Here is a 14,160-nt window from a genome sequence, read left to right on the forward strand (position 1 = left end):
CGACTGCGCCCGCCGACGTCAGGCGATGACCGGTGTCGCGCGCTCCGCGATCCGTGCAGCGTCGACACCGCGGGGCAGCGTCCCGAACGTGCCCGCCCAGTCTCCCGCGATGCGCGAGGCCACGAACGCGTCCGCGACGGCGTCGTCTCCGTAGCGGATCAGCAGCGACGCCTGCAGGATGGCGGCCATCCGGCCCGCGATGCGACGAGCGCGGAACTCGAGCTCGGTGAGGTCGCTGAGCTCGTTGAGGACGTCGTTGACCGCGGCGTCGAGGCTCGCGTACCGCCCGCGGACCGTGCCGACCTCGTTGAGCCAGGCCTCGAGCGCCTCCGGCTCCCGCTGAAGGGCGCGGAGGACGTCGAGCGCGTTGACGTTGCCGCTGCCCTCCCAGATCGAGTTGAGCGGCGACTCGCGGAACAGCAGCGGCATGCCGGACTCCTCGACGTAGCCGTTGCCGCCGAGCACCTCCAGCGCCTCCGCGACGTGGAAGGGGGTGCGCTTGCAGACCCAGAACTTCGCGATGGGCAGCGCGATCCGGCGCAGCGCCTTCTCGTGCTCGTCGTCGGGCCGCTCCACGCTGGAGGCCATCCGCAGCGCGAGCAGGGTGGCGGCGTCGGACTCCACCGCGAGGTCAGCGAGGACGTTCTGCATCGCCGGCTTCTCCGACAGCAGCCCGCCGAACGCGCTGCGCTGGGAGGCGTGCCAGGTCGCCTCGGCCACCGAGCGCCGCATCAGGGCGGACGAGCCGAGGACGCAGTCGAGCCGCGTCGAGGCGACCATCTCGATGATGGTGCGGACACCGCGGCCCTCGTCACCGAGGCGTACGGCCCAGGTCCCTGCGAACTCCAGCTCGCTGGACGCGTTGGAGCGGTTGCCGAGCTTCTCCTTGAGGCGGACCACCTGCAGCGGGTTGCGAGTGCCGTCGGGGAGCACCCGCGGCACCACGAAGCAGGTCACACCGCCGGGGGCCTGCGCGAGCACCAGGAACAGGTCGTTCATCGGGGCGCTGGTGAACCACTTGTGGCCGTGCAGGACGTACTCGCCGTCGACGTCGGTCGGCGTGGCCGTGGTCACGTTGGTACGGACGTCGGAGCCGCCCTGCTTCTCCGTCATGCCCATGCCGGCGAGGATGCCGCGCTTCTCGGCGGGGTTGCGCAGGCCGAAGTCGTACTCGGTCGAGGCCAGCAGCGGGGTCCACTGCTTCGACTGGGCGTCGTCGGCACGCAGCGCCGGCACCGCCGCGTACGTCATCGTCAACGGGCACCCGTGCCCGGGCTCGTTGTGGGTCCAGGCGATGTACGCGGCGGCGCGGCGCAGGTGCGGCTTCGGCTCCTCGCTGATCCAGGGCGTCGCGTGCAGGCCGAACTGCGTGCCCTTCTCCATCATCCAGTGCCACGACGGGTGGAACTCGATCTCGTCGACCCGGTTGCCGTACCGGTCGACCGGACGCAGGACGGGCTCGTTCTGGTTGGCCAGCATCCCGTGCTCGCGCGCCTCGGCGGAGCCGGCGAGCCGCCCGACGGGCGTGAGGGACTTCAGGACGTCGTCGGCGTCGTCGCCGGCGAGAGCGCGGACGGCATCGACGAGCGCGGCGTCGGACTCCACGGCGTCGTAGCCGACCAGCGGTGCTGGCTGGTTGTGGGGAGAGCGCTGCAACGGGTCCATGCCCTCAGGTTAAGCGGTCGCTCAGTGAGCCAGGACACGGTCCGTGGCCAAATTCGGTCGCGCCCGACGGACCTGCGTACGTACGGTCGGCGCGTGAGCACGAGCAGCGAGACGACGACCGCCTGGACGGGGCGTGTCGTGCGCGGTGACCGGGGGAGCGTCCGGGTCGTCGATGGCGACGGGGGTGTGACGACCGCCCGGGTCGCCGTGGCGGTGTCCGACCCGCTGGACGCGCCCTGCGTCGGTGACTGGGTGTCGGTGGTGCAGACCGGGGACGACGTGGCGGTCGTCGCGGTGCTGCCGCGTCGTACGCTCCTGGAGCGCGCCGAGCCCGGCGGGTCGTCGCGCCACCAGCCGCTCGCTGCGAACGTCGACGTGGTCGCCGTCGTCGTGGGGCTCGACCAGATGCCGTCGCTCGAGAAGGTCGAGCGTCTCCTCGTCGTTGCATGGTCCAGTGGAGCGGCGGTGCACGTCGTGCTCACCAAGGCGGATCTCGCGTCGGACGCCGCCGACGTGGCCGACGACATCACGGGGCAGCTGGGTGCGGCGGTGATCGTGTGCAGTGCGACGACGGGGGAGGGGATCCCGGAGGTCGCGGCGCTTGCTGCCGATGGCGCGACCCTGGCGCTCGTCGGATCGTCGGGCGCCGGCAAGTCGTCGCTGATGAACGCCATCGTCGGGGACGAGGTCGTGGCGACCTCGGCGATCCGCTCGGACGGGCGTGGTCGCCACACGACAGTCCGTCGGGAGCTCGTCGCACTGCCTGGCGGGGGATGGATCATCGACACGCCGGGCCTGCGCGGCGTCGGGGTCACCGCCTCCGACGGGCTGGCCTCGGCCTTCGCCGACGTCGAGTCGCTCGCGCGGTCGTGCCGGTTCGCCGACTGCACGCACGAGGTCGAGCCCGGCTGCGCGGTCCGTGCGGCGCTCGACTCCGGGTCCCTCACGCTGCGCCGGTACGAGAGCTGGCGGACGCTGCAGCGCGAGGCGCTGTGGTTGGAGCGACGCACCGACTCCCGGCTCGCTGCCGAGCAGAACCGGCAGGTCCGGCGTACGACGCGGGAGCAGCGACGCTTCCGCCGCGCACGCGGCCACTGACCTCGATCAGTCGAGGAAGGTCGCCGGCGGCGGCAGCGTCCGCGCGCCGCGGCCTCGGTACTGGAAGTGCTGCCAGTCGGAGCTGCCCATCCACCAGAACCCGTGCCGCGCCATGATGCGCACCACGAGGTGGCTGCTGCTGCGGTAGACGACCCGGGCCGGGCTTCGCCTCCTGTCCCACTCCCGGTTGGGGACGATGCCCCAGCCCGACCGGTACGGGTTCTCCCAGGTGTTGATGTCGATGCTCCGGCCGGTGCTGTGCGGGCTCCGGGTGCGCGGGCGTCCCACGACGCCCCGGCAGTTGAAGCCGGACGAGTTGCCGGCGGCCATGGACTTCATGTCGTCGCCGCCGCGGAGCCGACGCGACCATCCGAAGCGGTCGACGCGGTACAACGACCGGATCGGCGCCTTCGCGGCGTACAGGTCGCGGAAGACCCGCCGGGTGGCCTTGGCGACGCTCTTGTTCACCACGATCTCGCCGCGGCGGCGGTAGCCGTCGTACGCGAAGTAGTTCGTCCGGACGAGACGCAGCGAAGACCTGCCGACCGGGCAGCCGCGGTGCCAGCTACGTCGCTTCATGGAGCGCCAGACCCGTGCCGAGATCTTGTTGATCGTCACGTCAGCACCGGCTTTCTTGGCGCGTGGCTGGGCGGGCAGCTTGATGCGGGGGGCGGGGGCACCGGACGGGCGACGGAACACGTAGCCCGGCGGGACGTTGTCCACCGTCCAGAGGCCTGACGCGGTCGCACGGACGTACGGCGTGGAGGGGGTGCGCACCTGGTACGACACGTCGACCCGTGGGCGGACCCGGACGGCGGCGACGCCGGAGCGGACGGCGAAGGTCCCGCGCCGCTCCCACGTGGTCGAGCTCCGCCGGCGACCCCACAGCTGGGCGGATCCCGTCACCGGGCGGCCGTCGGTGGTGACCCAGCGGACCTGCAACGTCGCCGTCTTGCCGTCGGCGACCCTGGTGGCGCCCGAGAGCGAGGCACGGGAGGGCGCGGCCCCGGCGACGATCGTGAGCTCCCGCACCGCGGTGCCGCCACCGGTCGCCTGGACGACCCGGAGACGGTGCGTGCCCGGATCCAGCCCGATGCGCAGGGCGTACGACCCGTCGGCCGCGGGCAGCGCCGTCGTGACGACGGACCAGACGCCGCCGCGGCCACGGTAGTCGAGCGAGACCGCGTCGGTGGGTGCGGACGTGGTGCCGGTGACGATCGCGACCGTGCCGGCGTACACACGGGCCGGAGCGTTCACCGTGAGATCGGGCGGAGCTGCGGAGGCAGCAGTCGGCGCCATCAGGGTGCCGACCAAGAGGGTCCCGAGGAGGGTGAGGAGCACGCGGCCAGGGGTCACCCTCCCAACCTAGGCCCAGTCGGCCCCGGCGTCGCGGCAGCGACTCACGCGTCCTGGATCCGCGCGAACGGACGGGCCTCCTCCAGCTCGTACGCGAGCTCGAGCAGGGTGCGTTCGTCGCCGTGGTCGGCGGAGAAGTGGGACGCGAGCGGCAGCCCCGCCCGCGTCTGCCCGAGCGGCAGCGAGATCGCCGGTCCGCCGGTCACGTTGTTGAGCGGGGTGAACCCGACGTACGCCTGCAGACGAGCGAACAGCCGGTCGTAGTCGAGGGTGGGTGAGAGGTATCCGAGCTTCGGGGTGGTGTGCGTGAGCACGGGGGAGAGCACGACGTCGTACGTGGTGAACATCGCTCGGTAGGTGCGCTCCGTGCGCCGCAGGCGGTAGATCGCCGCGGGGAACCGCCGCATGCCACGGCGGAACGCGTCGGCGAGCCCGCGCGTGAGGTTGTCGGTGCGCGTCGCGTCGAAGTCGGGAGCGAGAGTGCGCCTGCCGGTGGTCGAGAGGTACCACGCGAGGAAGCCCCAGTAGAGGGAGAAGTCGTCGGCGAACTGCTGCGTGATCGGCAGCGGGATCTCTTCGACGTGGTGGCCGAGGTCGGCCAGCAGCTCGGCCGTCGCTGTCGTGGCGAGGCGCGTGTCGCGGTCGGACTCGGCGATGACGGAGTCGTACAGGACGCCGACGCGCAGCCGCGTCGACCCCGCACGCTCAACCAGCCGGACCGGCGGGAGCTTGGGGTTGCGGTACGTCCTCTCGGCGGCGGCGAAGAACCGGGCGGTGTCGCGCACGGACCGGGTGACGACGCCCTGCGCGACGATCTTCACCGGCATCGTGAGGTCGAGCCTGTCGGGCGTGATGCGGCCGCGGGTCGGCTTGAGCCCCACGAGGCCGCAGGCTGCGGCCGGGATGCGGATCGAGCCGCCACCGTCGTTGGCGTGGGCGAGGGGCACCGCACCGGCGGCGACGAGGGCCGCCGAGCCGCCGGAGGACGCGCCCGACGAGTAGGCGGGGTTCCACGGGTTGCGGACCGGTGGGCGGGTCATGAACTCGGTGGTGGCGCTGAACCCGAACTCCGGGAGCCGCGACTTGCCGAGGAACGTCAGTCCCTGCTCGGCCCACGCACGGACGAAGTCGCTGTCGGTGCGGGCCAGCGGCGCGGCGTACGCCTCGGACCCGTTGCCGGTCGGCCAGCCGGCGACGTCCACGTTGTCCTTGACGAACGTCGGCACGCCGGCGAAGACACCCGTCGCGTCACGGTCTGCGGCGTCGAGGGCGCGGCCAGGGTCCAGGTGCTCGACGGCGTCGAGCGACGCGACGTCCTCCACGCGTGCGAGCGCCGCCTCGGTCACCTCGCGGGGCTTGACCTGACCAGCGGCGACCAGCTCCGCGATGCCGGTAGCGTCGAGGTCACCGAGAATGTCGTCACGGAAGGCGTGGACGCGGGCAGAGTGCGACACGGTTGCTCCTGGGCGTGCGTGAGTCCGGGGTCATCCCGGAGCGTAACAGCGAGTTGCGCCGGTCGATCCGGGTACGTGCGACGTGACGATGCGCGACGGGAGGAGGCAGATCGTGTCCGCACACGGCGGCAACCGTGCGATCATCGCCGCACTCTCGGCGAACCTCGGCATCGCGGTCACCAAGTTCCTCGCGTTCCTGCTCACCGGTGCCTCCTCGATGCTCGCAGAGGCGGTGCACTCGGTCGCCGACTCCGGCAACCAGGCGCTGCTGCTGCTCGGGGGGAAGCGCGCCAAGCGGGAGGCCGACGAGAGGCACCCGTTCGGGTACGGGCGTGAGCGCTACATCTACGCGTTCATCGTCTCGATCGTGCTCTTCAGCGTGGGTGGGCTGTTCGCCCTGTACGAGGCATGGCACAAGTGGGAGCACCCGGAGCCGATCGACGCCTGGCAGTGGGTGCCGATCGCGGTGCTGCTGGTCGCCATGGCGATGGAGGGCTACTCGTTCCGGACCGCGATCGTCGAGTCCAACCGGCTGCGAGGGACGCAGTCGTGGGTGTCGTTCGTCCGGAACGCGAAGTCGCCGGAGCTGCCCGTGGTCCTGCTCGAGGACTTCGGCGCTCTCATCGGCCTGGTGCTGGCGCTGTTCGGGGTGAGCATGACCCTCGCGACCGACGACGGCCGGTGGGACGCCGCGGGAACGGCCGGCATCGGGCTGCTCCTGGTCTCGATCGCCGTCGTCCTGGCGGTCGAGACGAAGTCCCTGCTGCTCGGGGAGTCGGCGACCCGTGCCGACGTCGACGCCATCAGGGCAGCCGTCATCGGGGACGGCGTGCCCTCCGTCATCCACCTCCGCACGCTGCACCTCGGCCCCGAGGAGCTGCTGGTTGCCGCGAAGATCGAAGTGGACGCGACGGAGAGCGCAGCCGAGATCGCCGCGGCGATCGACGGAGCGGAGGCCCGGATCCGGGCTGCCGTCCCGATCGCGCGGGTGATCTACCTGGAGCCCGACCTCCGGCGAGCGGTCGACGTCTCCGAGGGCTAGCTGCTAGCCCGGCAGCACCCGGATGATGCGGTCCGTGCCGCCACCGTTGGACGTCGACACGTACAGGGCCCCTCCGGGTGCGACCGTGACCGCGCGCAGCCGGCCGTACTGGCCCTGGAGCGCCACCGACTGTCCGGTCAGCCGTCCCTTCCTGCTGAAGCGCAGCAGGCGGACCTGCTCTCCCTTCAGCGCCGTCACGGCGAGCACCTTGCCGGAGCGGTTGCCCCAGACCGACCCGCGGAGCCACGCCGCGGCGGTCGTCGCCAGGGTGGACCCGCCCGAGCGCCAGCGGGCCGCGCGCTGCTTGCCGGGCAGGCCGTGGTCGGTCATCGGCACCGACTCGTTGTAGCCGGGCACCGGGTTCCAGCCGTAGTTGCCCTTGCGGCGCAGACGGTTCACCTCGTCGTCGCGGTACGAGCCCTGCTCGACCGACCACACCTGTCGCCCGCGACGGGCGAGATCCTGCACGTTGCGGTGGCCGTACGTGTAGACCCGCCGCTTCATCGCGTAGCGGGACCGCGCGTACGGGTTGGTCTTCACACCGCGGCCGGTGCGCGCGTCCACACGGAGCACCTTCCCGCCACCGGAGCGCAGGCGCTGCGGGTTGCGGCCGACGGCGGCGTCTCCGGTCCCGATGAGGAGCGCTCCACCACGGCTGAATGCGAGCGCACACCCTCCGTGCCGCCCGCTCGTCGCCGGCAGACCCCGCACGATCGTCTTGACGATGCGCGCACTCGTACGCGCCTTGTTGAGGCGCCAGCGGACGACGCGGACGTCCCTGGTCGAGCCGGACGAGTAGCCGTGGCACGTGTAGAACGCTCGCGTACGGGCGAAGTCAGGGGCGAGCTCGAGCGCCATGAGACCGGTCTCACCGCTGGCCCAGATGGTGCCCGACCTGCCGACGACGCGCTTGCCGCCGTTGACGGTCCCGAGCGAGATCGTACGGCGGTCGCGCTGGGTGAAGAGGAACTGGGACGACGAGATGAACGCGATGTCCCACGGGTGGTCCAGGCCGGTGAGGACGGTGGCGGAGCGCACTGGAGCGACGCGCAACGCCGCGGGGGCTGCGGAGGCAGCAACGGCGCTGGCCCTGGGCGAAGCGGTGTCGGTCGCCGCACCCGCTCCCGCCTCGGGCAGGAACAGTGCGGCGCTGGCGAGGAGGGCGGTGGCGACGACGGTGTGCCTCATCGCCTCAGTCTCACCCCGGCGGGCGGATCCGTCGAGCCGTCAGGACCGGCGGCGCAGGTATGGCCGTACGAGCGCGACGAGGTCGTCGCCGGGCGCGGCGCCGATCTCGCGCCGGAGCCGCTGCGCGTACGCGCGGTATCGCCGCGCAGCCTCCACCCGGTTGCCCTCGCGGACGAGCGCGTCGACCAGCACCGTCACCGCCGACTCGCGGAGAGGCTCCGCGCACACGGCAGCGAGCCCTGCTCCGGTGGCGAGCGGGTACGCCCCCGCGTGCGAGGCGGTCCGGCACACCGCCTCCAGAGCCTGGATCCGGTGCAGGTGGAACTGGTCCTGCTCGTCCAGGACCCACGGCTCGTACCAGCCGGGCAGGAGGTCGTGCTTCAGCATCTCCACCGCCTCCGCACCCACCAGCGTGTCGGCGAGCGCCCGGTCCGCCACGCGCCGAGCGTCGACGAGGTCCACCGATGCGTCGAGCTGCAGCTCTGGGCCGTCGGGTCGCACCCAGCGGTGGGGAAGCTGCCAGAGTGCGCGGCGGAGGTTGGCTCGGGCCCGTGTCTCCGAGACCTCCGGCCACAGGTCGGTGCCTGTGAGGAGCCGGTTCGCCCGGGGCCCCTTCACCGCGAGGTACGCGAGCAGGCGTCGCCCTGCGCCCGACAACCGCTCGTTGGGCCGTGTCCCGAGCCCACCGAGGACGCCGACGCGACGCGATCCGTACGAGCTGGCCACCGTGTGCTCCTGGGGTCCGCGGCACGTCCGGACGAGGCGTCAGGGGGACACGCGACGATTGAGACGAGCGCAGACGGGTGTGCGCGACATGTCTTCGACCTCACGAGCATAGGCGCCTCCGAGGTCGCGCCCCCCGGCGTTGTCGCGTGGTCGGCCACGGTCGGACGACAGCGGGTACGCCAGTGGGACGCGACGCGGACGAAGGGCGGTCGGGCCTCGGTACGCGGCGGTGCCGCCACGGGGGCGTCGACGGGACCGGCGGGTGCACGGGGGGCCCGCAGGCTGGTGTGCGTCGTGTGACGACGAGCGCCGGGAGGGCACGATGACCGTGATCGACGAAACCGCTGGGGGCCCGTTCGAGGTCGAGACCCCCTTCTCCGAGCACGCCGTCAGCACGGAGACACCGCCCTCGACGCTGGGCTTCCTGCCGTGGACCGAGGTGACGACCCCGTTCGCCGAGATGTTCACCGGCGAGCTGGAAGGCGACGGCGAAGTCGGGGAGATCATCGCGGAGGCGTTCGAGAGCATCCGCGACGAGCAGTTCGACGAAGCGCTCGCGGAGCTGATCGCCGAGACGGCCGAGGCCGCCGAGACCGGCCTCGCCGGAGAGCAGCCCCAGCAGCTCACCGAGCTGCGGCGCCAGGTGGCCGACGCTCACCTGTCGCCGATCGGCTCCGAGGCCGAGCGTTGCGTCCAGCGCTTCGCCGACCACGTCCAGAACCTGGATCTCGAGGGGATGGCACCGGACCAGCTCGACGAGCTCCTCGACCGCTTCGAGGTCGGTGGGCTCGGTGTCTCTCCTGCGGGGGAGGAGTTCATCGGTGGCCTGATCAAGAAGGCCAAGAGCGTCGTGAAGACGGTGGTCAAGACCGCCGGCAAGATCGCCAAGGCGGCGCTCCCGATCCTCGGTCCGATCCTCAACAAGCTGAAGGCGCTCGTACGCCCGCTGCTGCAGCGCGTCCTGGCGATCGCGATCAACAAGCTCCCCGCGGCCCTGCACGAGCCGGCGCGCGCCCTCGCGAAGCGGTTCGGCCTCGGTCAGAAGGAGGCGGAGGACCTCCTCGAGGCCGAGGCGGAGGAGGAGTTCATGGTCGCGTCGTTCGCTCCGACACCCGTGGCCGCGGGCGATCCCGAGTCGCTCGCCGAGGCGTTCGACGCCGCACTGGCCGAGTCCGTCCTCGGTGGCGAGGCGCTCGAGCAGGGGGAGAGCTTCGGGCACGACCAGGAACGAGGCGCCGCGCCTGTCGCGACCGACGAGCTCGAGGCCCTGGCAGAGGCGCGCAGCGCGTTCATCGACCGGGTGTCGTCCGCACAGGAGGGTGAAGACCTGACCCCGGCGATCGACCAGTTCGTCCCCGCCATCCTGCCCGCGCTCCGGCTCGGCGTTCGCCTGGTCGGGCGCCCCAAGGTCGTCGGCTTCCTGTCCGGCTTCCTCTCCAAGCTCATCGGTCAGTGGGTCGGGCCCAAGCTCTCGGGGCCCCTGTCGTCGGCCATCGTCGACGTGGGCCTGCGGGTCATCGGCCTCGAGCAGGGCCGCCCCGGCCAGCTCGAGCAGGAGGCCGCGCCTGCCGCGCTCGCCGCGACCGTGGAGGACACCGTACGCCGCCTCTCGGAGCAGCCCGCGGAGTTCTTCGAGGACGAGGACCTGCTCCAGGTCGCGCTCGCGGAGGCGTTCGAGGAAGCCGTCGCCGCGAACTTCCCGACCCAGCTCGTCCGGCCCGACCTGCAGATCGCCCCGTCGCTCGGAGGATCGTTCGTCGTGCGCCACGCCCGCACCGCCTACGCGTACAAGAAGTTCTCCCGAGTGCCCGAGATCGAGGTGACCGCAGCCGTGGCCACCACGGTGCGGACGTTCGGCGGCGCCACTCTTGACGCTGCGTTGCGCGCCGCCGGGATCACCCTGCCGGGACGGTTCCGGGTCCACGTGTACGAGTCGTGCCCGGGGACGACCCTCGTCCGGCTCGCCCGGCTGGAGCGGACCGGTGGTGCCGCGTTCCCGCGCGGCGCGCACAGCCAGCTGCACCCGCTGACCGCCTCCACCGCCGGACTGCTGCTGCGCGAACCGCGGCTCGGCGTCGACGTGCCCGGCCGGTTCCTCGCCTCACGTCACCGCATCTCGGTGGGTCAGCGCTTCTTCCGCCTCGAGCCGATCGGCCAGGTGGAGACCCCCGCCGCGACCGTCGGCGCTGCGGCAGGGGAAGCCGCCCGACCGAGCGACGGCAGAGTCCGCACAGACGAGGCGCGGGGCGTCCTGCGCCTGTCGCTCTACTTCTCCGAGGCCGACGCGCAACGGCTTGCGGCGGCCGTGTCGTCGGGGCGTGGCGGCACGACCCTGCTGCGCGCCCTGCTGCGTGCCGCGTTCGCCGCGACACAAGGACCCCGCCCGGCACGCCGCCGAGCGCCCGCCGGCCGCGGTCGTGGTCGCGCCGGTGCACGGGGACGGGGCCGCGGGCCGTCACGCGGACAGCGGCGGATCCGCTCCGGCCTCGCGAAGGCACTGGCGGAGTTCGTCCGTACGCGCGGTCACGAGTTCGTCCGCGCAGCTCAGGACCCGGCCAACGGCGTCACGGTTCAGGTGCACCTCCGCGGTGTTGCCGGACCCGCTGCCGAGGCGGCCGACGACGCGGCCGACGCCGCGGCCGCTGGAGCGCCGGCGACAGCCACCACGACCGCACCGGCGACCGCCTCGGTGGCCGGGCCCTCAGGCGCGCCGGCGGCCACCACCGCCGTACCCACCACGCCGCTGCCGGCGGTCGTGCCCACCCCACCAGCAGCACCGGCGACGGTCACCGTCGTCGCGGGGAGGGCCAAGCCGTGAACGAGCACCGCCTGATCGCCGACGAGCTCGAGCGCCAGCTCGGGCACTGGGTCGGTGCCGCGCAGTGCTTCGTCGACGCAGAGGAGTTCGCGTCGCGGAGCGCGTGGGAGTCGCTCGAACGCTCGATCGGCGTGCCTGTGCGCACCCAGCTCGCGCGGACCGTCGACCAGCTCCTCGAGAACGGGCGTACGACCGCCGCCGCCGTACGCGCGAGCCGCCTCGACCCCGATGCCGTCGAGTCGGCGCACGCGGCAGTGCAGCAGTTCCGGCGCCGTTACGTCCAGGTCGAGACGACGCTGGACTTCTTCGGACAGGCCGTCAACACCCGCACCAGCCTCCACCTCCGTACGGCGCTGCAGTTCCTCGACTCCGTCGCCTACCAGAGCATCGAGCAGGTGCTGCGGCCGTTGGGCCTCCCCGTCCCTCCCGTGCTGACCTACCTGGGGGAGGGGCTGGGCGCCAGCATCCTCCGGGTCGGGATCCGGCTGTGGGCTCCCGGCTCCGTGAACCCTGTCGCCGCGATCAAGATCGTGCGTCACAACCTGTACCGACCCACCTCCCTCTTCCACGAGTCCGGCCACCAGGTCGCGCACCTCGCCGGCTGGAACGACACCCTCTCCGACGCCCTCGGGGAGACCCTCGCCGACGACCCGGCGCTGCGGGCGATGTGGCAGCCGTGGAGCAGCGAGATCGCCGCCGACGTGTACGCCTTCGTTCTCACCGGCTTCGCGTCGGTCGCCGCTCTCCACGACGTGGTCGGCGACGAGCGCACCCTCTTCCGGTGGCCGCTCGGCGACCCGCACCCGATCGGATGGCTCCGCACGCTGCTGGGCTGTGCGATGTGCCGGCACGTCTACGGCGCCGGGCCGTGGGACCGGCTGGAGCGGGCGGTCATGACGGCGTACCCGCCGAGCCGTGCGGAGGCGGCGACCGTTCCCCTCCTCCTGCGGTCGCACCGACGGCTCGACGCGATCGCCGCGACCTGCCTCGACACGAAGGTCCCTGGGTTCCGCGGACGGCCGATCGGTGCGCTGGCCGACCCGCGGAAGGTCTCTCCGGCGGCTCTCGCCGAGCTGGAACGGGCGGCAGGACCAGCGCTGTGGACGTCGCCGCACTGGCGCCAGACGGAAGGGATCCGCCTCATCGCGCTCGCCGGGCTGCGAGAGGCGGAGAACCCCGAGCGGGCCGGCGAGTGGATCTCGCGGGCCAGGACGTGGATGACCGGTCAACGGAGCATCGCCGCATGAGCGGCGGCTAGTGGAGGTGGCAGACGTGGCGAAGAAGACGACGAGCGGGAACCCGACGACCAGGTCGCTGGCATCGTCGATGGCGACGATCGAGGATCGTACGGAAGACCTCCTGGGTGCCGTCGAGGCGATGCAGCAGAGCTCGTCCGAGGAGTTCGCGAAGGTGTGGACGACGCTCGGCGGCATCGCCGGGCTGGACGGGCTCGCGATCGGGCTCGCGGAGATCGCGGAGGTGATGGGGCCGCTGCGCAGCATCGTCCCCCCGTCCACCGCGCTCGAGCTCGACCCGGGCGTCCCGGAGGCGCTCGCCCTGATCAGGGACGCGCTGGGTGGCGACCGTGACTCCAACTTCCAGCAGCTGGCGACGGACTACGAGCAGCCGGTCTCCTTCATCGGCCAGGCTCGGCCGGTCGTCGCCGGCCCGTACTACGAGGAGCAGGTGGCATGATCACGCAGCTCGTCCAACAGCTCGGCGGCGGCCCGGTCGCCGAGGCACAGGTCATCACGGCCGACCCTCTGGACCTGGTCTGGCGGATGGAGCAGGTGCTCGACGCGGCCAACCCGTGGGCGCCGAACCCGCCACCGGCCGGTCCGGCGCGGGTGGCGCTGTTCAACGCCGGGGCGTTCAGCGCCGTCCCGATGCCGTCGCAGCCCGCGTGGGACCACCTCGTCTACGCGTACGCGATCGAGAACACCCGCGCGGCGCAGATCCTCGCACGCGTCGTCCGCGCCTTCCGCGGCGGTGAAGGGCTCGGCATCCCGTCGGTCGCGACGCAGCGGTGGCTCGACGCGACGGAGACGCTGCTCTTCGGCGCGCAGAACCCGGTGTCCGCGTGGCTGTCGACCAGCGCGGTGCGTCCCGACGCCGAGGCCGTACGCCGCAACGCGTACTACCGGATGTTCGGGATGGACCTTGCGCACGGCACGGACACGAACGGGCCCTACCCGTACGAGAAGGCCGAGGCCTCCAACCGGACGTTCGTCGCGCTGCTCGAGGAGCTCCTGTACGAGCTGTGGCGCGCGATCGAGAACGTACGCAACCTCGTCGCCGGCAACACCACCGACGACGATCGGATCTATCGGCTCGCCGAGCAGATCGGCTTCATGCTGCGCTCGCGGCGGCAGAACGCGCTGCTGAGCCGTGAGGAGCTCGCGGCGACGACGGCGATGGGCTGGGTGGAGCTGACGCTGGGCTCGAACACGCCGGTCGTGGTGGACCTGCGGGCGCAGGCGACGAGCGCGGCGGACCGGCTCCGGGTGATCGGCGAGCGGGTCGGCCTGCCGCCGCACTCGAGGGCGAACTCCTTCTTCGCCATGGCGCAGGAGCTGTCCCTGGTCCTGCGTGCCCTCGAGGCGGGGTGGGTCACCGACAGCGGGAGCGCGTGGCTGCTCTACCAGAGCACCGTGCCGCCGGCCCTCCCCCCGCTTCCGCCCGGCACGGCGCCGCTCGGCACCGAGGTGCGACGCGTGATCACCGAGTGGGCCGCGGCGTCCGGACGCAACCTCAAGGAGCGGCCGACGCCGATCCAGGTCGTCCCGGCTCCGCGCCCGCTGACCAAGCGATGA

11 protein-coding genes are annotated in these 14,160 nt (G+C 72.3%); 6 read left to right on the plus strand and 5 right to left on the minus strand.

Annotation, left to right across the window (positions count from 1 at the left end; genetic code table 11):
* Positions 1–18: 18 nt before the first annotated feature.
* Positions 19–1,665, minus strand: a complete 1,647-nt coding sequence (locus AB3M34_RS09840; RefSeq protein WP_370619457.1) for an acyl-CoA dehydrogenase family protein — start codon at positions 1,663–1,665, stop codon at positions 19–21.
* Between the two features lie 93 nt (positions 1,666–1,758).
* Between AB3M34_RS09840 and rsgA the strand changes: the two genes are divergently transcribed.
* Complete coding sequence (rsgA, locus tag AB3M34_RS09845) at positions 1,759–2,763, plus strand: ribosome small subunit-dependent GTPase A (RefSeq protein WP_370619458.1); 1,005 nt, start codon at positions 1,759–1,761, stop codon at positions 2,761–2,763.
* A 6-nt stretch (positions 2,764–2,769) separates the two neighbouring features.
* Here the strand turns inward: rsgA and AB3M34_RS09850 are convergent, their stop codons facing one another.
* Both AB3M34_RS09850 and AB3M34_RS09855 read right to left on the minus strand, forming a co-directional pair.
* A complete protein-coding gene (locus AB3M34_RS09850; protein ID WP_370619459.1) occupies positions 2,770–4,119 on the minus strand; it encodes a M15 family metallopeptidase in 1,350 nt (449 codons plus the stop codon).
* 44 nt (positions 4,120–4,163) lie between these two features.
* Positions 4,164–5,573, minus strand: coding sequence for an amidase (locus AB3M34_RS09855; RefSeq protein ID WP_370619460.1), 1,410 nt, complete (start codon positions 5,571–5,573; stop codon positions 4,164–4,166).
* A gap of 112 nt (positions 5,574–5,685) precedes the next feature.
* Between AB3M34_RS09855 and AB3M34_RS09860 the strand changes: the two genes are divergently transcribed.
* The gene (locus AB3M34_RS09860) at positions 5,686–6,615 is read left to right on the plus strand and encodes a cation diffusion facilitator family transporter (RefSeq protein WP_370619462.1); all 930 of its coding nucleotides are present in this window, start codon (positions 5,686–5,688) and stop codon (positions 6,613–6,615) included.
* Between the two features lie 3 nt (positions 6,616–6,618).
* Here the strand turns inward: AB3M34_RS09860 and AB3M34_RS09865 are convergent, their stop codons facing one another.
* Positions 6,619–7,803, minus strand: coding sequence for a PQQ-dependent sugar dehydrogenase (locus AB3M34_RS09865; RefSeq protein WP_370619463.1), 1,185 nt, complete (start codon positions 7,801–7,803; stop codon positions 6,619–6,621).
* A 39-nt stretch (positions 7,804–7,842) separates the two neighbouring features.
* On the minus strand, positions 7,843–8,529 hold the full coding sequence (locus AB3M34_RS09870) for an AfsR/SARP family transcriptional regulator (RefSeq protein ID WP_370619464.1): 687 nt from the start codon (positions 8,527–8,529) through the stop codon (positions 7,843–7,845).
* Between the two features lie 322 nt (positions 8,530–8,851).
* On the opposite strand from AB3M34_RS09870, the gene AB3M34_RS09875 reads away from it, so the two are divergent.
* The 4 genes from AB3M34_RS09875 to AB3M34_RS09890 are packed head-to-tail and all read left to right on the plus strand — an operon-like array spanning position 8,852 to position 14,160.
* Positions 8,852–11,347 (plus strand): hypothetical protein, encoded by a 2,496-nt coding sequence (locus tag AB3M34_RS09875; protein ID WP_370619466.1) that lies wholly within the window; start codon positions 8,852–8,854, stop codon positions 11,345–11,347.
* Positions 11,344–12,594: a hypothetical protein gene (locus AB3M34_RS09880; RefSeq protein WP_370619468.1), complete on the plus strand. Its 1,251-nt coding sequence runs from the start codon at positions 11,344–11,346 to the stop codon at positions 12,592–12,594. Before AB3M34_RS09875 ends, AB3M34_RS09880 begins: the two co-directional genes overlap by 4 nt.
* 25 nt (positions 12,595–12,619) lie before the next feature.
* A complete protein-coding gene (locus AB3M34_RS09885) occupies positions 12,620–13,042 on the plus strand; it encodes a hypothetical protein (protein WP_370619470.1) in 423 nt (140 codons plus the stop codon).
* Positions 13,039–14,160: a hypothetical protein gene (locus AB3M34_RS09890; protein WP_370619471.1), complete on the plus strand. Its 1,122-nt coding sequence runs from the start codon at positions 13,039–13,041 to the stop codon at positions 14,158–14,160. The genes AB3M34_RS09885 and AB3M34_RS09890 overlap by 4 nt, the downstream gene beginning before the upstream one ends.

This window comes from Mumia sp. Pv4-285 (assembly GCF_041320275.1).
Taxonomy (GTDB): Bacteria; Actinomycetota; Actinomycetes; order Propionibacteriales; family Nocardioidaceae; genus Mumia; species Mumia qirimensis.

Coding starts and splice junctions, on each gene's coding strand:
- AB3M34_RS09840 (WP_370619457.1), bottom strand. CDS start 1,665: ATGGACCCGTTGCAGCGCTCTCCCCACAACCAGCCAGCACCGCTGGTC.
- AB3M34_RS09865 (WP_370619463.1), bottom strand. CDS start 7,803: ATGAGGCACACCGTCGTCGCCACCGCCCTCCTCGCCAGCGCCGCACTG.
- AB3M34_RS09875 (WP_370619466.1), top strand. CDS start 8,852: ATGACCGTGATCGACGAAACCGCTGGGGGCCCGTTCGAGGTCGAGACC.
- AB3M34_RS09890 (WP_370619471.1), top strand. CDS start 13,039: ATGATCACGCAGCTCGTCCAACAGCTCGGCGGCGGCCCGGTCGCCGAG.